Here is a 20,271-nt window from a genome sequence, read left to right on the forward strand (position 1 = left end):
AACTTTAATTCAATCTCCAGATTTTTCTCTGTATTGGTTAAGATAACGAAGCGGATTTGCCTAAAGCACGGATTTCATCCACAGCGTGCAGATTCTCTAAGGCGCTCAAATCTCCAGAATCTTTATTTAAATAAGCGGATTTAATCGCTCTCCTCATCACTTTGGCATTCCTGGTCTTCGGCAAGTCGGATACGACATGGACGATCTTAGGGGCCAATGCCTTACCTAATTTATCATTAAGGTGTTGGCATATATCTTTAATTAATTCTTCCGATTTTTCATAATCAGGACGCAAAACGACGAAACCGATAGCTTCCTGTCCCTTGACTTCATGGGGGATACCGATAACCCCAGCTTCTATAACAGCATCATGCTCAACGAGTACAGACTCGACTTCCGAAGGGCCAAGCCTTTTTCCTGCAACGTTCAGCACATCATCAGAGCGGCCTGTTATCGTATAAAAACCCTCCTCATCATGAATGACCCAGTCTCCATGAACCCATGTATCCTTGAAGCGGCTCCAGTATGCCTTTTCATAACGGTCATTTTCTTTATAAAAGCCGTTGGTCATGCCGACCCATGGCTGACGGAGAACCAGTTCACCGACATCGTTTTTGACAGAGTTACCATTTTCATCATATACACCGACATCCATTCCTGGCAGAGCAGCATTGAATGAAACGGGATTAATCGGTTTCACCAGAACATTACCGAATATACCACCGGAAATTTCCGTACCGCCTGAATAGTTGAAAATAGGGACTTTGGATTTCCCTGCGTGTTCGAATAACCATCGCCATGGTTCAGGGTTCCATGGCTCTCCGGTTGAACCGATCATTTTTAAAGAAGATAGGTTATGTTTTGCTATCCAGCTTTCTCCATGCTTCATCAATGAGCGGACCAGGGTAGGAGAGATACCAAGATGCGTGACGGTATACCGGTCGACTAGTTCCCACAAACGATCCGGCTCAGGATAATCCGGCGTTCCTTCGAAAATGACGATCGAAGCACCGTTCACTAATCCTCCATAGACAAGGAATGGTCCCATCATCCAGCCCATATCTGTATACCAGAATAAAGTATCCTTGTGATTAACATCCATACATATCCCGGCATCGAATGCAGCCTTTATCGGAAAACCGCCATGGGTGTGCAGGGCTCCTTTCGGTTTACCTGTGGTTCCTGACGTATAGATGATCATAAATGGATCATGCGCATAAGTTTCCTTTGCATTGTAATCGTTTTCATTTTTGAGCAAATCGTTCCAATCGACGTCGCGTGTATCATTCCATTCTATATCGCGACCGGCCCGGTCAACCACAATAATATTTTCCAAAGTTGAACATTGTTCAGCAGCGCGATCTGCTTCTTCCTTCATCGGTACTACTTTCCCCCGGCGATAAAAACCATCTGCTGTAATGATTGCTTTCGATTCAGAAGCATTTACCCTGGTAGCGATCGCTTCTGATTTATAGCCTGAGAAAGCAGGGGAGAAGACGGCACCAATCTTTGAGACAGCAAGCATGGCGATCAAAGTTTCAGGGAGCATCGGCATATAGATGGTAACGACATCTTTTTCTTTGATGCCTAATTTCTCTAAACCGTGAGCACATGCATTTACTTTTTTATATAAGCGATCAAATGTAAAAGTTTCTGTATCTCCGTTATCTCCTTCCCAATGAAGGGCCGCTTTATTTTTGGTTGCAGGGTTCATTGCCCACTTATCAAGGGCATTATGGACAACATTTATCTTTCCTCCGACAAACCAGTGGGGATATTTGATTCCTTGTGATAGGTCGAGGGTTTCTGTGTATGGCTCATACCACTCCACGTCAAGCTCGTTGACTGCTTCCTCCCAAAACCAGGAGATATCCTCGATCGATTGCTGATAAAATTCATCATAGGATTCAAACCCATGTTTTTTCATCCATTGATAAAGTCTTGTGGCTTGCTTTTGTTCTTCTGTAGGTGTCCAGGCAGGCTGTTGTGTAGTCAAAATCATTTCCTCCTTTAAACCAAGAATATTCTGAATGTTCCACTTTCAATTATACCTGATTTGACACCTTTATTGAAATGGAATAGGCTAATTCCTGCTGGAGGGGGAATTATAAGTAGAACAGGTTTGAATAATTAATTTAATAGGGTATTGGGTTAATCGGTAAAGGAGTTGAAAAATTCCTTAACAAATTTTAAATATAATATCATTACCATTTTGTCTCGAAAGAATGTTATTCTAATATGGAGTAATGATAAGGATGAGGTATTAGGAGGGAAATTATGCGAATAGTAGTAGCAGGTGGAGACGGTTTCTGTGGTTGGCCAACCGCATTACACCTATCCAACCAAGGACATGAAGTAACCATTGTTGACAACTTATCACGAAGAAAATGGGATGAGGAACTCCATTCCAATTCCGTAACGCCAATCGCATCATTGGAAGAGCGCGTTGGTAAGTGGAAAGAACTTACAGGTAAAGAAATTAAAACATACATCGGAGACTTGAACCATTATGATTTTCTAAGAGAAGTATTCCGCCAGACAGAACCGGAAGCATTCGTTCACTTTGCGGAACAGCGTTCAGCTCCTTATTCGATGATTGATCGTGAACATGCTGTTTTCACACAGCAGAACAATGTATTAGGAAACTTGAATGTTTTATATGCCATTAAAGAATTCGCTCCGGAGTGCCACTTGATCAAGCTGGGTACAATGGGTGAATATGGCACGCCGAATATTGATATTGAAGAAGGATATATTGAAATCGAACATAAAGGTCGCAAGGATGTCGTGCCGTATCCGAAGCAGCCAGGTTCTTTTTATCATTTATCAAAAGTACATGACAGCCACAATATCATGTTTGCCTGCAAGATCTGGGGTATCCGCGCGACAGATTTGAACCAGGGGATCGTTTATGGTCTACATACGAATGAAACCAAAATGGATCCAATGCTAGTCAATCGTGTCGATTATGACGGGGTATTCGGTACAGCGTTGAACCGGTTCCTGATTCAAGCTGCTACCGGCCATGATTTGACTGTATATGGTTCAGGAAATCAAACAAGAGCATTCTTGAACATTGAAGATACCGTGCGATGTGTTGAAATTGCCGCAGAAAATCCGGCAGACAAGGGAGAATTCCGTGTGTTCAACCAATTCACTGAATACTTCTCTGTCCAGGAGCTTGCGGAAAAGGTACAGAAAGTAGCAAAAGAAGAAGGATTGGATACAGAAGTTTCCCATCTGGACAATCCTCGTATCGAAGCGGAAGAGCATTACTACCATGCCGTAAACACCAAGCTCCGTGACCTTGGGCTTGAACCGCATTTATTGACGGACAAAGTCCTGCATGATATTTTACAGACAGTAATTGAACATAAAGACCGAGTAATTAAAGAGAACGTACTACCGTCCATTACATGGAAGTAAGGAGCCGCCGTTTTGAAAATCGCAATCATAACTGAAACATTCCTGCCATCCACCGACGGAGTGGTGACTAGACTGAAAGAAGCAATCAAACATCTACAAAAAGAAAATAATGAAGTCATAGTTATCGCCCCTGACCTTGGCGTGAAGGAATATGAAGGTGCGATTGTGGAAGGTGTTAAAACGACAAGGATGCCTTTCTACAAGTCCAAAGAGTTTTCGATGCCTCAAAAAAAGGTGAAGGACTTACTGGTGAAGCATGAGCCGGACCTCGTCCATGTGGTAAATCCTGCGCTGGTCGGTGTATCAGGCGTATACTATGCCAGTAAATTAGGTTATCCACTGATTGCTTCTTATCACACCCATGTACCGAAATATCTTGATTACTACCGTCTTTACCCGTTCAAACCAGCGGTATGGTGGTATTTCAAGAAGCTGCACAGCTACGCAGACTTGAATTTATGTACGTCAAAAGCAATCCAGAAAGAATTAATTGAAAAAAAGATTCCAAACGTCCATGTATGGGATCGTGGTGTTGCAATTGACAAGTACCATCCGAGTTATTATAACCAGAAAATGCGTGAGCGTTTGTCAGGTGGAAAACCTGATAACAAACTTTTAGTATTTGTAGGCAGATTGGCCCCTGAGAAGGAAATCCATAAGCTAAAGCCAATGTTAGAAAGAAGAAATGATATTTCCTTAGCTATTGTAGGAGATGGGCCTGTCCGGCATCAGCTGGAGAAAACATTCGAAGGAACGAATACCACATTTACTGGATTCCTTTATGGCGAAGAGTTATCACAGGCTTTCGCTTCAGGAGACGCCTTCATCTTTCCATCCGTGACAGAGACTTTAGGATTAGTTATTTTAGAGGCAATGGCATCAGGGCTGCCAGTCATCGCTGCCAAAAGTGGACCGACAATGGAACAAGTGGAAGATGGCCGTACTGGTCTGCTATTTGAAAATGAGGATACGGATAGTCTGATCCGTGCCATTGAAAAAATAGAAGACCCTGAATTACACGAACAGCTGAGCGTTAATGCTAGAAACGAAGCAGAAAAGTTCAGCTGGCAAAAGCCATCCGAACAAATCCTTGATTTTTATTACCAAACGTTGAAAGTCTTTCAAAAAAATCAGGTAAAGGCCCCAAAAGAGGGAAAAGTGAAAGTGACTGAATAGATCAGGTTAATCCTGCTGACCGGATGAAAAACTCCGGTCAGCTTTCTTTTGTAAAAGCTTTGTCGAAATATGGAGTATACATAGTGCAAAAAGAAACAAAGGCAGTTCACATTGCAGTATTCCCAGGGAGTCAGCAACCCTATAAGGACAGCGTGAAGTAACTGGACTGAGCAATACCGCGATGCAGTTTATCTAAGGAAAACGGTTTTTTAAAAATGCTAGCAAAAATCAACCATCAACACCTTTTCAAACAAATCGCTCTTCATACTTAGTAGCAACTCCGAAAATCAAAAACAAAAAAATTATCATTAACGCAAGTTAAAAGCCTTGACAGAAGAGGTTTATGAGAAATTCATTCGCTGAATTATCATGCAGATTTAAAAAAGGGGAAGAAGAATAAAAAATTTAATATAGCTGACGCAAAGAAGCACCAGAACACCATCATACAATAATAATCGTATAGGAGCACTGTAATATTAGGATATAACCAGTCTAAGGTAAATGAATCAGTTAATAGCAAGCATTAATAAACGTTATCAGAAACTGATGATAAAGAAAATCTATATCATAGAAGAGCATATAGAATATATTATAAGAAAGATAACAAATTATTTAGCATTTTATAGTGATATTAATTAGCAACAGCAAGTCGAATTATAAAACTAAATTTCCAATGATATTATAGCAGAAATAATTTGGAGATTTTCACTTAATTTTAAATTTCATCTCACTATCTTAAGTATACTTAGCTATTGAGACAAAATTACGGTTTTTGGATTAACTTCCGATAATAAGTATTATGTAAACTAAGAAATAAAAGCGTGAACCATAAGTTCCAATCCCCTGGTTCCTATAATATTTCATATCAGGAATTTCTTCCTCTGAGATGCTGATAATTATTAGTGATGTACCTGTAAGTCTTCCAGAAGTCCGATAATTTCCGATGACGTCTTATAGTTACACGCAGCGAATGAGTTACTGTTTTTTACTTATCCAATGCATTAGATACATCATAATCATTCATATTCAAATCTGTAGGTTTGCCAAGTGCTAAATTAGCAAGCTCCGCACCTAAGTACGGACCGCTCGTCAAACCTGAAGCCCCAAGTCCATTAGCTACGAACAATCCTTCTATTTCAGGAATCCGCCCTATAACAGGAAGGCTTCCAGGTGTAAAAGGACGAAAACCCACTTTAGTTCCTAAGTAGGTTGCTGAAGCAAATCCAGGTGCAACACGTAAAGCTTTTATCGATAACTCTATGGACTCCCCCTGCTGTAACCCTTGGATCTTTTCCGACGTTATCTTCCTGGGTTGCACCGATAACAATTCTCCCGTTTCCGAACGTGAGGAAATACTGTCCAAATGGAGGCATGACCACTGGCCAATTGCTGGTATCCGTGTCAGGCATTTGTAAGTGGACGATCTGAGCCTTTTGTGTATGCATGTTAAAGTCAAGTCCTAATGGCTTAAGTACTTCTTCCGTCCACGTTCCTCCAGTAATAATAACCTCATCGGCTTCAAATTTTTCCGGCCCTACAGTTACACATTTGACATGATTATCTTCCAGCTGAATCCCTGCATCACCCTTGATGTAAGTTGCCCCATTCATTTCGGCGCCTCGGATAAGTGCATCTCGTAAAGCACTCCCATTCACTCTCCCCCCGCCACTGATATGGACTGCTCCATATTCATCTTTCAAAGGTGGGAAAAGTGATTTGGTTTCCTTTCTCGAAAGCTTGGTGACTTCGCCCATTTCGGGTGTATCACGCCTGCGCTCTATGGCTAGCTCTAACTTGCGGTCCAGCATATCTTCTTTATTAAAAATATTGATTGCACCTACTCTTAAGTATGCAGTTTCTGTTCCCCCATACTTTTCAAGTTCTTTAATAAGTGATGGATAGTATTTGGCACCACCTATCACTAATCGATACCATTCATTATTTTTACGGTGAGTTAGCCAGGGACATACGATTCCTGCCGCAGCTGCTGTCGCTTGTCCATAATCTTCCCGATCAACTAATATTACCTCAGCTTGCTGCTTCGCCAAATGGTATGCAGTTGATGCTCCAAGTATGCCAGCTCCTATTATGATATACTTCTTCAAATTAACACCTTTTCTTATTCTGACTTCATCTAATGGACATTCTACAAGATAACGTTACCTCACTCAATCAATCCTCCTCACCTTTGTCTTTCCTAAAAAACCACCAGCATCCCTGGTGGTTTGAATCAATCTTCCAATATAGTTCTTGTAATTTGGTCGTTCTTTTCAGTCTGTTCTGAGCGAAGTACGCGGTAACCTTTCTTTTCCAATTTAGCGAACAGTTCGCTTAGCTGCGCTTTGGTGACATTGGATACGGCGATACAGAGACGTCTTACAACTCTACTGCCATCATCATCAAACGTCATTAATCCCTCGATGTTAATGCCTCGTTTATTCAGCATTTTGGAAAGCTGGGCAACTGCACCGTGTTTTTCTGGTGATGCGATAGTGAAGATATAATCTCCCGCATGAAGCCCAAACGATTGCTCCAGTAGGTCGAATACTTTGTTATGTGTGAGAATCCCGACAAACTTTTCTCTTTTATCCAGTACAGCGATAAATGGAAGAGCTTTTACTCGTAACATCGCTTGTGGGAATGAAGTTTCTTCATATACATAAGTTTCAGGGTAGGCAAGAACATTTGTAATATGCTCATTTTCATCCGGAGTATCCCCGTTTCTGAAACATTCGTTCTCGTAACGTTCGATTCTGGAGCGAAATATCATTCCCCGGTACTCCCCATTACTATTGACGGCAGGAATGCAGCGATATTCACTTTTATCCAGCACCCGTTTTGCTTCACTCATTGTGGCATCTTCATAAATCGAGACTACCCTATGTTTTGGTATAATATTATTCTTAACTAACACCTCAATCCCCCCTATAATCCAGCCTCCTATCCATAATATTCAGAAAGGGTATTTTCATGCCTTATACATACACACAAAAAAAGCACACCGGCTATCGGTGTGCTCATCGTATTACTTTGCTGCCTGCTTCTTTTTTTCCTTTTTGACTTGCTTACTGCGTAACTGACCACATGCTGCATCAATATCTGTTCCATTTTCATGGCGAATAACGCAGTTAATGCCATTTTTCTTCAACGTGTCATAAAATCCTAAGATCGCTTCTTTCTCACTACGCTGATAGGAATGGTCGTCAACCGGATTATACGGAATCAAGTTGACATAAGATAAATGCCGTTTATCTTTCAACAGTTCTGCAAGTTCTCTCGCTTCTTTTTGATGATCATTGACATCTCTTAGCATAATATACTCAAAGGTAATCCGGCGATTGGTTTTCTCCAGATAATAATCAATCGCTGGCATCAATTTATCTAACGGATATGCTTTATTGATCTTCATAATTCTTGTACGAAGTTCATCATTCGGTGCGTGTAATGATAAAGCAAGGTTTACCTGCAAGTCTTCATCAGCAAACTGATAAATTTGATCAGCTAGTCCACTAGTAGATACAGTAATCTTTCTTGCACCAATAGCCAGCCCTTTCTGAGAGTTGACGATACGAATGAAATCCAACGTATTATCGTAGTTATCGAACGGTTCTCCAATACCCATCACAACGATATGGCTCACACGGTCCCCTTCTCCTTTATCGTCCAGTGCATGCTGGACATTCATAATCTGCTCAACAATTTCACCGCTCGATAGATCTCGGCTTTTTTTCAATAGTCCACTTGCACAGAATGAACAACCGATGTTACAGCCGACTTGTGTTGTCACACAAACGGATAACCCATAATGGAACCGCATCAATACGGTTTCAATTACATTCCCATCCTGCAGTTTAAATAGAAATTTGATTGTACCATCTGAAGATTCCTGTTTGATCTCTTGTTGCAGCGTCTGGATCACAAAATTTTCTTCCAGCAGTTGGATACAATCTTTATTGACATTATTCATTTCTGAAAAGCTTTTGACTCGTTTGTTATACAGCCAGTCCCAAACTTGTGATGCACGGAATTTTTTATGTCCGCGTTCCATCAGCCAGTCAGTCAACTGGTCGAACGTCATTCCATATATAGATTGTTTCATTTATAACCCTCTTTTCAATTTTAACCATTCATTCCTACAATACTAGAAGTGTTGCCATTTCGCAACAGTTTAATCAGCTTCCTGATATATCAGCAGCCTGTTATTAAAAATGAAAGAGACAGGGTTCGTCTCCCTATCTCTTTCATCATACTGCTTACACTTCCTTTAAATCAATGGAAATAATTCGATCGGTATTTGGGTTATAGGCGACAGTTCCTTCAATATTGATTGTTTCTTGTGGAGAACGCAGTACATATTTATAGGTTTCTGTCATTTGGTTAGCATTCTGCTGAGTTTTACTTATTCTATTATAATCTGTTACATTATAGTTCGAGTACGCTGATTGTACGATTTCAAGCAGGTACTTTCCCCATTTTTCCTCTTCCAGCTCAATACCTGTAGTTATCTCTACATTGATAACCCCTAAATCGACATTGGCTCCTAATGCTTCAAAAGCTCTCTTGTGTAAATTCACTTTGTTTGCACCATAACCGGCAACCTGATCTACTACAGTTACTAATACTTCTCTACCGTTAGCTAAGTTTTTGATTTTTAAGGTATCCCCACATTTGTATGGTGTGTTCTGACCAACTGCTACTGTCATATAGAGATTAGCCGACCACGGAATCCCGCATTGGGTCACTGCTCCCCCCTCAGTCCATGTCGCCTGGCCACGGACCGGCTGCCTGACATCCTGATAGGATTGGTAACTACCATAATAATGGCTGTAAGGATAGCGGACATATGGTGCCTGGTATGGATTCGTCACATATGGATATACATAGGGCATGTGAAAATAGTTAGAATTCATGAATCTTCCTCCTGTATTTTCATAACTGTCTTTCATAGCCTATGCCCTGTATAGGTTGACCTGTGACAAGTGCAATATAAAAGACAGATAGCTTCAGCTACCTGTCTTCATATATGGTTATTCTCCGTATTTTCGCGGGGTCATCTTTTTCCAAAATTCCTTGGCAACCGCCTGATAGCCCTCTTCACTTAAATGGACATCAGCATAAGGAAGATACGTATCGTAATCCTTGGCTATCACTTTAAATGTCGGTACATACACCGAATCAGCCGATTCTGTTACTTTTTTTATCTCATCGTTGAATTGTTGTAAAAGTGGCAGTATTTCAGGCTGTAAATCCTTATAACTCTCATAAGGCTCGATTGCATTATAATAGCCCATCACATAGATATCTACATTTGCGTTCAACTCCCTGATGTCTTTCAAAATCTTCGAAATGTTACCCACAGCTATAGTCGAAGCACTTTCCAATCCTGCTAAATTACCATTAAATAAATGACCAAGTAAATCGTTGGCTCCGATATCAAGTGTTAATAAATCTGCTTCTTTAATATTTTTTTGAACATTTTTATCCTTTAAATCCATCAATACATCTGATGTGGTATGTCCACTTTTACCATGGTTGATTAATGTGATATCGTAATTCGACTGCTCGAATCTTTCTGCTAGAAATTCAGGATATCCGGGCCCATCATTTCCGTTTTCATCAGATGTAGGGGTCCATCCAGCTGCCAGTGAATCTCCCAGCGCAACATAGTTAATCGACTTTCTGTCAGGAATTTTCGCATCGCCTTCCATTGGAATGCCGAGTGATAAAATAAATAAACTCAATATGGCGATCAGTAATACTCTAACCCGTTCCAATCGTTTATCCCTCCTCAAAAATATGCTTTCCTTTTATTAATTCCCTATTACGAACAAATTTTCCTTTTTTCATTCGTAAAATATGTTGAAATAGTTGTTATTGTTTAGAGTTGCTCGATATAATGAAACCATCATAGTAAAGGGAGTATGTTGCATGAATCGAAAAGAAATCAATGAACAAGTCATACGCAACTACCAGCAGGATGAAGAGATGATGATTCTTGTCTTTGCCCAGTGGTGCATCAACCATGATTTAGACCCTGCTGAAGTATATAAGCGTGCTTATCCAACTCAAAAGTCGAATGATGCCTTAAACCGGGCTATGGAATTGACGGTACCAAAGAATGAAGCAGATGAAATCATGGATGAAACACTTCTAGGTGTGCTTTCCTTATTCGGAAATGATGATCTTGCATTTGTAGTTAGTGCAGAAATAGAAAAACGAAATAAGAAATAATTTTTATAATAAACAACTATTGGGAAATAATAAGGTTGGAGGTGGTCAACATGTCTAACCCATACTTATGCCCCAATTGTAAAACCAATCGTTCCCGTTTCAATTTAATTCAGCAGCTTCCTTCATCCGTGAAGATGGATCCTGGAACCGGGATTATTATGGAAGAATACACAGATGACAATCTGGATGCCTTTCATTTGAGCTATAACGGACCAGATAAGAAGGTACAATGTGCTTCCTGCGGGTTGATTGAGGATGAAACAACCTTTGTAAAATTTGCCGAACATAATCCAAGAGAATAGCAAGTGCTAAAGCGCAAGCGCCTTGCTAACCCCCGACAAGCTTAAGACAATCCTCGCCGTGACGTTTTTTGTCACAGAGAGGATTGACTTAAGACCTCGAGGGGGTAGGCGCTGTAGCTGGATGCAGCCCGCCGCAAAATGTTATCTATAACCATCAATTTTTATAAATTTTTAGACAGTAAAAAAGCACGCCAATGGAATTGCCATAGGCGTGCTTTTCGTTAATAGAAAAACGGGAAAAAAAGTCGTCTGATGTAAAAGAACGGGTAGCGGCGTCTCCTGAATCTGCGGAACCTCCTTGGATAACCATATCCTGCGCCATATGGGTAGCCGCCATATGGTCCAAAACCACTGTAGCCGAATTGCCTCTGTTCCATCTCTTCCTTCTCATCTCCGACAGGAACAAGTAAATAGACATGATCTTCATCGGTCCCATCAATGATTCCATCCACAAGTGATCCATCTGATAATTGAATTTGAACAAAATAGTAGTGATTGGTTTGGCACATTTCTTTTATCTCAGATGGGTTTTGTCGATCCATTTCCGCTTGTTCTGGATATCCATGATAATAGTTATACATTATTCTCTCCAACCTCCTCCCAAAGGCAGGATATTCAAATAGCCCATCATCTGTGAAAGTTTTTCTTATACTTTAATCCTTTAACAAAGTTAAACCTGTCTTAAAATACAAAAAAGACGATATCTGTAAATAAGATACCGTCTTGTGCATGTTCATTGCTCCATTGTATCTGTCAAAATCGTTTTGCCATCCTGCTGAATAACTTTTCCCTCTTTCATTAATTTCCCCAGGGCTCGTTTAAAAGCAGCTTTACTGATTCGGAAAGTCTTCCTTATATCATCCGGATCACTTTTATCATGGAAGGGGATACTGCCGCCACGTTCAATTAAATATTCCATAATAACCTCAGCATCTTCTGTCATTCCTTCCTGCTTTAAAGGACGCAAAGAAACGTTGATAGACCCATCCTCTTTTACATCAATCACTCTTCCCGTTACCGTTTCACCAACACGGGGCTCTTCTCGACGTTCTGAGGGGTGGATAAATCCACGGTAGCCCTCTTCTGTCAAAAGGAAAGAACCAGCTTTAGTGGAACGGTAGATTCTGCCCGTAATATCACTTTTCAATAATGATTCAGGAGCGGGCTCTAAGTCTTCTTGTACTGCTCCTTCAGTTATCGGTTTCGCCAGCAGGCGTCCTTTCTTATCATGTTCAAGACTGACAAACAGCCAATCTCCCGGCTTTGGCCATACACTTTCTAATAAAGGCAGATCATCTGAAGATACAAGGATTTCTTTTTCAATCCCAATATCAACGAACACGCCCAGATTTTTGACAACTTCCACGACTTCTACCCAGCCGTATGTCTCGAGGTCCACTTCAGGGGTAGTCATGGTCGCTAACGTGTTTCCCCTCTTATCCTGGTAAAGAAACACCTCTATTTCCTTATCTAATTCGATATCATCACGTGCCTGCTCGTCCGGCAGCATAACTTCCTGATCGCCATCTGAAAGCACGAATCCTTCTGTTTTTTTCTTTTGTACATTCATCTTTTGTACCATTCCGATTTTTAAATTACTCATTTCTATATTTCTTCCCTTTCCTCACCTATAGTGATTTTCATTATAGCTTAATGGAATGCCTGAAGAAACTTTTACACTTACACTTCTACCCAATTGAATGTGGTATTACTCTTCATTTTGATTGTAGGACTGTCGCGTAAATCTTTAATTAATTGAAATAATGCCTCGTCTTTCTGCTTCGCTTCAATCATACAATCCACTTGTGATATCGTTCCATCCACTTTTTCAACAAAATCAAGAAACATTTCAGATTCAATATAATCCGCATGGCTTTTGAAATTTGCTTCACTTTTAGGACTCGAAATATGCATTTTAAGCGGTAAAGGGGATGATCTCCATGTATCAACGACACGACTCCACTCGTTAACCCAATTTACATCACGATGGTTTGCCAAATGGTGATGTAAATCAAATACGAGCGGAATATTGAGTTTTTCGCACACATAGAGACAGTCCTCTAGAGTAAATGATTTATCATCATTTTCAATCATAATCATCTTTTGCAGACTGTAAGGAACAAGCGCCCAGTTTTCAATGAAACTTTCCAGCGCATGCTCTTTATCCTGGTATTGTCCGCCTAAATGCAGTACACATCGGTGAGTCGGATCAACCCCCATGGCATGAAGGAGCATAAAATGGTACTTTAAAACAATCATAGCCCTTTGAAAAACTTCTTTATCCGGTGTATTAATCACTACGAAGTGATCAGGGTGGAAATCAATGCGCATCTCATTCGCTTTAGCATAATCTCCAATCGCTTTCAGTTCCTCTGTCAGTGCTGAAATATACCGCCAATCTCGTAATTCTTCATGGGTTGCCAGCGGAACAAGTCTCGAGCTCATACGGAAGAATTTGATGCCATGGGCTTGATTATGCCTTAACAGCCGTAATGTATTATGTAAGTTAGAGCGGGCGATTGCTTCTAATTTTCTTATCGCTGCCTCCCTATCCGGAAGTGCCTGAAATCGCGTATACGTCATCGTTTGAGAGGGCGAAGCTTTTTCAAGCGTTTTACTCATCGCTACATATCCAAGTCTAAATATTGTCATAACGTCCACCTTACCCTTGTAAATAAGGTTAGTTTGTTCTTTCTTTTCAATAGTTATGTAACATGGAAATAAAACAAGAGGGAGGTTCCCCCTCCCTCTCTACTGTTTAAAGCTTATACAATTTCACGATCCCAATGGCGGTGATCAGCAATCGCTGCGACAAATTCTTTTACAAAAGATTTCAAGTCATCATTGGTAACAACACCTAAACGGTCATCGATTCCTGCTTTTTTCAACAAATCCACACCCTCATGCGTAGCACCGATTGGCTTATAATGAGCAAATGCTTCTTTCAGGAAGTATAAAGTATCTTGTTGGAATTTTTTATCTGCTGAAGTGCTTCCTACGGCATATAATGCATCAAACAAGACAGATTCTCCCGTTAAGAACGTATGATCTGCTTCCAGTTCTTCACCATCCGTCCCTTTTACAGTGCCAAGTTTGTCACTGATGATTTCCGGTTCTACTTCAGCTTTTTTAAGAGCCTCGATTACCGAAGTCACATCTGATCCGTTGAAACCTTCTGCCACAATCACACCAACTTTACGGGTATGTGGCAATTTGTTGGTATTTTCCTGGCTCAAAGCCGGGGATGATTTAGTTACATTGGATCCTCCCTCTTCCGGAACTTTGACACCAATATTTTGTGCTACTTCCCTGGCAAGTTCCAGGCTGACATTAGCAAACATGTCTACTACCTGCTGCTGGACAGATTCACTGGAAAGTTTACCAAGCTCAAAACTGAAGGCTTCTTTGATATGCTCTTTTTCCGGATCGCTCATACTATTCCAGAATAAAGTCGCCTGTGAGAAGTGATCCTTAAAGCTGTCACTACGTTTACGAACTTTCTGGCCTTCCACTTTTTCCTGGTAATGTTCAAAACCGCCTTCTTCCGGAGCGGAAGTTTCCGGTGTATTATCAGCCATTGAGTTTTTATGATAAGCAACTGGCCCTTTATTGATCGTCATACGTCCATAACCATCGCGCTGATTATTGTGGAAAGGGCATACGGGACGGTTAATCGGCAGCTCATGGAAATTAGGCCCGCCTAAGCGAATCAGCTGGGTATCCGTATAAGAAAACAACCGTCCCTGCAGTAACGGATCATTTGTAAAGTCAATTCCAGGAACTACATGACCTGGATGAAAAGCAACCTGCTCTGTTTCAGCGAACACATTATCGACATTTCGATTCAGCGTCATCTTACCGATCTTCTTGACTGGTACATCTTCCTCCGGCCATAATTTTGTAGGATCTAGTATATCAAAATCGAAATTGAATTCATCTTCCTCTTTAATGATCTGGACACCTAATTCAAATTCCGGATAATCCCCGTTCTCAATTGAATCATATAGATCCCCACGGTGGAAGTCAGGGTCTTTACCGGAAATTTTTTGGGCTTCATCCCATACAAGAGAATGTGTACCTAATACCGGCTTCCAATGCCATTTGATGAAGTGCGCTTCCCCTTTATCATTGACAAAGCGGAAGGTATGGACACCGAATCCTTCCATCATACGGAAACTTCGTGGTATCGCACGATCAGACATTGCCCACATGACCATATGGGCAGATTCCTGGTTATTGGCAATGAAGTCCCAGAAGGTATCGTGGGCGGTAGCTCCCTGCGGCATTTCATTATGTGGTTCTGGTTTCAGGGCATGCACTAAATCAGGAAATTTAATGGCATCCTGTATGAAGAAAACAGGAATGTTGTTACCGACTAGATCAAAGTTCCCTTCATCCGTATAAAATTTAGTGGCAAAACCACGGGCGTCGCGTACAGTTTCTGCTGATCCTTTGGAGCCTTGTACTGTAGAAAAACGAACAAAGACAGGGGTTTTCTTTGAAGGGTCTTGTAAGAAATCAGCTTTCGTAAATTCTTTCATAGATTCATAAGGCTGGAATTCACCATGAGCGGCAAACCCTCGTGCGTGAACAATACGCTCAGGTATACGTTCATGGTCGAAGTGGGTCATTTTTTCACGAAAGTGGAAGTCTTCCATTAATGTTGGGCCTCGTTCACCTGCCTTTAAAGAAAATTCATCTTCCGATACCTTCGTTCCTTGATTAGTGGTCATCTTTTTATCTCTATCGTCGGTACGGAACTGCTCGAGTTGTTCATCTTTACGATTATCTTTACTCATGTATAAATTTCCTCCTTTTATGGTATGTAACTGCTTTCCGTTAATCTTCTACCCTTGTAATTTTGTTGTAAAACATTTGTCGACAAAAAAGAGTACTCTCCTATGAGTACTCAAATGAATAATTATAAAAGTGATTCGGCGCCATCAATATACATCTCTGTGCCTGTAATATGACTCGATTGTTCGGAAGCTAAAAAGTAAACCAGGTCAGCCACCTGTTCAGGAGTTCCTGGTGCATGTTCAAGCGGCTGGCCGCCTTCTGGATATTCCACTGGAATTTGAACTTTCTCCAGGCTGTTTGTTTTTTCTGTATTTTGGTCAATATTGGTATCAATCGCTCCAGGACAAATGGCATTTACACGGATATGATAGCGTGCCAGTTCCAGTGCAGCCATTTTCATAAAGGCTACTTGCCCGGCTTTTGACGTACTATATGCAGACATACCGATACCTGAGAACGTCCGATTTCCGTTGATGGAGCTCGTAATGATGATGCTTCCTCCTGACTCTTTCATGTAAGGAATGCTATGCTTAACAAATAGGAAAGTGCTCTTTAAATTGGTATGGATCGTCTGTTCCCAATCCTCCGTCTTCATGTCTTCAATCGGTGCGAAAGTGCCGTTGATGCCAGCATTATCAAATACGACATCGATGCTGCCCCATTGCTCATTTACATGGGCAAGTCCTTCCTGCACCCTGGCTTCATCAGATACATCAATATCATACACCTGTGCTTGCCCGCCACCCTCTAAAATTTCATTTTGAACGGCTTTTGCTCGATTTTCTTTCAAATCCATTAAAGCAACGGCGTAACCTTCCTTTGCCAGCCTTATGGCTGCCGCCTTTCCTATTCCGGATCCCGCACCTGTTACTACGGCTGTTTTGGTCATTCATCATCACCATCCTGTAAGTGTAGTTATTCGACGTTTACTTTGTTCAGCGGTTGAGTTGCCGGCCCTTCAATTACTTCTCCCTGTACGGTGAACCTGGAACCATGACATGGGCAGTCCCATGAGCGCTCTGCATTGTTCCAGGCAAGCTCACAGCCCATATGGGTGCAAGTAGTATCTATTAGGCTTACATTCCCGTGTTCATCTTTGTAGGCCCCCGCACTCTTTCCCTCAACTTTCACACTGGCACCCTGGTCCGGTTCCAGGTCTTTCATATCCTTTTTACGCTTTGTTGGTAATTTTCCTTTGACAAACTCTTTAGCCACATCGGCATTTTCTTTGGTAAAACTTTTTACGCCAGTGCTTTTATGAAATCTGGATGGATCATATAATTCTTCAAATGGATTTTTTCGTCCGGTAATCATGTCATGAATAACATCAGCAGCAATTGTCCCTTGTGTCATTCCCCATTTAGCAAAACCTGTGGCGATGTAAATGTTGGGTTGGTTGGACGTAATTGTCCCAATATAAGGCACCATATCCAGGGTGCTCATATCCTGAGAAGACCAACGGTATGGTACATCACGGATCGTATAATGTTCTTCTGTAAATTTCACCAGGTTTTTGTAATGGTGATACGTATCTTCGCTTTGTCCGCTTGTATGTCCCTCTCCACCCACAAGCAGTACCTCTTCCCCAGTCTTATCCAGCGCCTTCCGTATGGAACGTTTTGGCTCTTCCACATTCAAATACATACCTTCCGGGATAGACTGCTCTGTCTTAACAGCCAGGGAATAAGAACGTTCAACATGCATTCTGGAAAAATACAGACCGTCCATATCCTTGAAAGGAAAATGGGAGGCGATTACCACATGATTGGAAGTGATGGTATGACCGTCCTTCGTAACTACCTTTGGCTTATCTCCTTTTTCGATATCAACTGCCCTTGTATTTTCATAGATATTGGCCTGATTCTTCTTCATAAAATCGATCATTGGCAGTAAGTACTTTACAGGATGGAACTGAGCCTGTTCACTCATTCTGATAGCAGCTGTCACAGGGAATGGCAGGTCGACTTTGTCTGTCATCTCTCCGTCGATATCCAGCCTTTCATAGAGCTCTGCTTCTTTTTCGATCAACTTCCTGGCTTTATCAGTTTCACCGTATACAAAAGCGTCCTGGTATGAAAAGTCACACTCGATACCAAGTTCTTCTATGTTTTGTTCAATCGCCTGAATAGCAGCCAGATTAGCCTGATAATATAACATAGCATTTTCCAGACCGATTGTTTTTTCCAGCTGCTGATAGATCAAACCATGCTGAGCGGAAACTTTCGCAGTAGTATAACCGGTTGTCCCTTCTAATATCCTTCCGGCTTCGATCAATGTCACCTGATAGCCTGACTTGACGAGCCGGTAAGCAGTAGTAATACCGGCAATACCGGAACCTACCACTGTGATATCAGAAGCTATATCTTCTGATAATGCTGGAAATGTCTCTATCTGCAACTCTCTCCATAAAGAAGATGACTGCTTTGGAATAAGATGTTCACCCATATACGGTATGCCCTCCTTAATGTTTGATATAGGTACATACCCATATGGTGAAAATCTATGCATATTCAAAATGTTATGTCTGCTATCAATTGGTAGGACCTGAGTTTAGCCTCAAAATCATAGATATTTGTAATAATCAAAAACTCATCCGTTTGATACAAATCTTTCAATTTAAGCAGTTCCCGCCTCACTTTGGTTTGAGACCCTACAATCATACGTTTCCGGTTCTTCCTGATTTTCTCTATTTCTTTTAAGTTAAATGTATAGTTTTTGACTTCTTCTATTGATGGAACTCTTGTATCGAGTCCTTTTTCTACTTGCAGCAGCCACATATCCTGACTCAGAGCCAGTTGTTCAGCTTCTTCATCCGTGTCAGCACATACCACAAACACACAGACATTTACCTCGGGAGTACGTTTATCATACGCAGCTTTAAAATGCGTTCTGTAAGTATCAATCGCTTCTTCTCCGTGTGAGGGATCAATGAAGTGGCCAAAAGTGAAGCCGGTCCCGTTGTTAGCAGCATGCCGGGCACCACGGGAAGATAAACCGAGCACCCATACATCTGGATTGCTGTTAGTATATGGAGCAGCCTTAACACCGAAGGAAGGATGATCTTTCGGTATATCTCCATAGAGAAATTGCCGCAGTTCCTGGACCTGCCTGGGGAAGGCGCTTAAGGTTTTATTCATACCATCTGTAAGAGCCAGTCGTGTTTTTTGTGACCCGCCTGGTGACCTTCCAAGCCCTAAATCTATCCGGTTTGGGAAAAGCGCTTCCAGCATCTTAAAGTTTTCAGCTACTTTCAGAGGGCTGTACTGTGGAAGTAAGACACCACCTGAGCCTATACGTATCCGACTGGTGGCAGCACCGATTCTTGTTATCATTATTTCGGGCGAAGAGCATGCTAATCCATTCGTATTATGGTGTTCTGCCATCCAATAACGGTGATAACCTAGATGTTCTGCTTGTTGAGCAAGTACTAAACTATTGTTCAGTGTTTCGGTCGCCGTATTCCCTTTGGAGATTGGTGACTGGTCTAAAACGCTTAGTTGCATAAAATGGACGCTCCCTATATCATTTCTTAGACTTGTTATTTATAAATTTCTTTCATTATTTTATTAAGTATGTCTAGCTGCTCTTCAAATAATAACCGGTAACGTTTTTTTAACACATCGAATTCTTCTTTTCCCTTATCTGTGAGTGAATACCAATATACCTTCTGCCTCTTGCGGTCGTGTGATTTATAGTCTTCTCTTCTGGATAATAACCCCTCTTCTGTCATGTCGTGTAATGTATCCAGCAATGTTGAAGGTGCTGGTATCCAGTTCGTTGTCAGTTTTTGAAATTCTTTTTTAAATTGTTCGCTGATCATGGGAGGATGTACTTGCAGGAGATGCATGATATAAAACTTAGTAAACTGGGCAGCACTCATATTTAACGCAAACTTTTTTGGATTATTCTTATGAGACATTCCAACAACACTCCTGTTCTTTATAAGTAAATGTTTCCTAAATTACTAGATTTATCTTCTATTTTACAATACAATTGTGTTTGTCTGTCGAATGAAGCACGTTTTCCTCTTCAAAAATCTCTACTTTATGGTTTACATTAAAAGAAAACTCGCAGGAGACTAAAATAATCTTTTTTAGTGGAGCAGTGTCTAAGAAAATATCTGATTTTTTAAGCGTTTAAATGGATTTTTGAAAATGGATTTTGTAAGCTTTTTGCTGAATATGTTTTTTAATTACATTTCGGAGTTGCTACTAAGTTTCAAGTAGAATGATATAGCTTTCATAATATCCGGTTTTTAGGGCTGGTTGCTGTTGCCGACTATAACTCTAGAGAAAACCGCAATATCATACTTTCTTATCTATGATAAAAAGCTAAA

The 20,271-nt window shown here is 41.0% G+C and carries 17 protein-coding genes and 1 pseudogene; 4 read left to right on the forward strand and 14 right to left on the reverse strand.

The window, feature by feature from the left end; translation table 11 throughout:
- Positions 1-37 precede the first annotated feature (37 nt).
- Positions 38-2,002, reverse strand: coding sequence for an AMP-binding protein (locus P855_RS0107120; protein WP_051353111.1), 1,965 nt, complete (start codon positions 2,000-2,002; stop codon positions 38-40).
- A gap of 275 nt (positions 2,003-2,277) precedes the next feature.
- On the opposite strand from P855_RS0107120, the gene P855_RS0107125 reads away from it, so the two are divergent.
- A complete protein-coding gene (locus P855_RS0107125; protein ID WP_028782923.1) occupies positions 2,278-3,426 on the forward strand; it encodes an NAD-dependent epimerase/dehydratase family protein in 1,149 nt (382 codons plus the stop codon).
- Between the two features lie 12 nt (positions 3,427-3,438).
- Positions 3,439-4,602, forward strand: a complete 1,164-nt coding sequence (locus tag P855_RS0107130; RefSeq protein ID WP_028782924.1) for a glycosyltransferase — start codon at positions 3,439-3,441, stop codon at positions 4,600-4,602.
- A 985-nt stretch (positions 4,603-5,587) separates the two neighbouring features.
- Here P855_RS0107130 and P855_RS20640 read toward each other — a convergent pair.
- The 5 genes and pseudogenes from P855_RS20640 to P855_RS0107155 all read right to left on the reverse strand — a co-directional run bounded on the left by P855_RS20640 (position 5,588) and on the right by P855_RS0107155 (position 10,376).
- A pseudogene (locus P855_RS20640) lies at positions 5,588-6,707 on the reverse strand (NAD(P)/FAD-dependent oxidoreductase).
- 125 nt (positions 6,708-6,832) lie between these two features.
- Positions 6,833-7,516, reverse strand: coding sequence for a CBS domain-containing protein (locus P855_RS0107140; RefSeq protein ID WP_028782925.1), 684 nt, complete (start codon positions 7,514-7,516; stop codon positions 6,833-6,835).
- A 111-nt stretch (positions 7,517-7,627) separates the two neighbouring features.
- Positions 7,628-8,701 (reverse strand): 23S rRNA (adenine(2503)-C(2))-methyltransferase RlmN, encoded by a 1,074-nt coding sequence (gene rlmN / locus P855_RS0107145; RefSeq protein ID WP_028782926.1) that lies wholly within the window; start codon positions 8,699-8,701, stop codon positions 7,628-7,630.
- Between the two features lie 154 nt (positions 8,702-8,855).
- Positions 8,856-9,512 carry an RlpA-like double-psi beta-barrel domain-containing protein gene (locus tag P855_RS0107150; protein WP_028782927.1) on the reverse strand — a complete coding sequence of 219 codons (657 nt, stop codon included), beginning with the start codon at positions 9,510-9,512 and terminating at the stop codon, positions 8,856-8,858.
- Positions 9,513-9,629: 117 nt separating this feature from the next.
- Positions 9,630-10,376: a GDSL-type esterase/lipase family protein gene (locus P855_RS0107155; RefSeq protein ID WP_028782928.1), complete on the reverse strand. Its 747-nt coding sequence runs from the start codon at positions 10,374-10,376 to the stop codon at positions 9,630-9,632.
- A 154-nt stretch (positions 10,377-10,530) separates the two neighbouring features.
- On the opposite strand from P855_RS0107155, the gene P855_RS0107160 reads away from it, so the two are divergent.
- Together P855_RS0107160 and P855_RS0107165 are read left to right on the forward strand one after the other, a co-directional pair.
- Positions 10,531-10,833 carry a hypothetical protein gene (locus P855_RS0107160; protein WP_028782929.1) on the forward strand — a complete coding sequence of 101 codons (303 nt, stop codon included), beginning with the start codon at positions 10,531-10,533 and terminating at the stop codon, positions 10,831-10,833.
- A 50-nt stretch (positions 10,834-10,883) separates the two neighbouring features.
- Entirely contained in the window at positions 10,884-11,135 is a 252-nt protein-coding gene (locus P855_RS0107165; protein ID WP_028782930.1) for a hypothetical protein, read from the forward strand.
- Positions 11,136-11,356: 221 nt separating this feature from the next.
- Here the strand turns inward: P855_RS0107165 and P855_RS20645 are convergent, their stop codons facing one another.
- The 8 genes from P855_RS20645 to P855_RS0107205 all read right to left on the reverse strand — a co-directional run bounded on the left by P855_RS20645 (position 11,357) and on the right by P855_RS0107205 (position 19,854).
- Positions 11,357-11,716, reverse strand: a complete 360-nt coding sequence (locus P855_RS20645) for a hypothetical protein (RefSeq protein ID WP_051353112.1) — start codon at positions 11,714-11,716, stop codon at positions 11,357-11,359.
- 152 nt (positions 11,717-11,868) lie between these two features.
- Positions 11,869-12,738: a S1 RNA-binding domain-containing protein gene (locus tag P855_RS0107175; RefSeq protein ID WP_028782931.1), complete on the reverse strand. Its 870-nt coding sequence runs from the start codon at positions 12,736-12,738 to the stop codon at positions 11,869-11,871.
- Between the two features lie 77 nt (positions 12,739-12,815).
- Entirely contained in the window at positions 12,816-13,787 is a 972-nt protein-coding gene (gene uvsE / locus P855_RS0107180) for a UV DNA damage repair endonuclease UvsE (RefSeq protein ID WP_028782932.1), read from the reverse strand.
- A gap of 113 nt (positions 13,788-13,900) precedes the next feature.
- Positions 13,901-15,934: a catalase gene (locus P855_RS0107185; RefSeq protein WP_028782933.1), complete on the reverse strand. Its 2,034-nt coding sequence runs from the start codon at positions 15,932-15,934 to the stop codon at positions 13,901-13,903.
- A gap of 122 nt (positions 15,935-16,056) precedes the next feature.
- Positions 16,057-16,824: an SDR family oxidoreductase gene (locus tag P855_RS0107190; RefSeq protein WP_028782934.1), complete on the reverse strand. Its 768-nt coding sequence runs from the start codon at positions 16,822-16,824 to the stop codon at positions 16,057-16,059.
- A gap of 26 nt (positions 16,825-16,850) precedes the next feature.
- Positions 16,851-18,380: an FAD-dependent oxidoreductase gene (locus tag P855_RS0107195; RefSeq protein ID WP_028782935.1), complete on the reverse strand. Its 1,530-nt coding sequence runs from the start codon at positions 18,378-18,380 to the stop codon at positions 16,851-16,853.
- Positions 18,381-18,445: 65 nt separating this feature from the next.
- Complete coding sequence (locus P855_RS0107200) at positions 18,446-19,438, reverse strand: LLM class flavin-dependent oxidoreductase (RefSeq protein WP_028782936.1); 993 nt, start codon at positions 19,436-19,438, stop codon at positions 18,446-18,448.
- 35 nt (positions 19,439-19,473) lie between these two features.
- A complete protein-coding gene (locus P855_RS0107205; protein ID WP_028782937.1) occupies positions 19,474-19,854 on the reverse strand; it encodes a PadR family transcriptional regulator in 381 nt (126 codons plus the stop codon).
- Positions 19,855-20,271: the final 417 nt, after the last annotated feature.

This window comes from Thalassobacillus devorans MSP14 (genome assembly GCF_000496835.1).
Classification (GTDB): domain Bacteria; phylum Bacillota; class Bacilli; order Bacillales; family Halobacillaceae; genus Thalassobacillus; species Thalassobacillus devorans_B.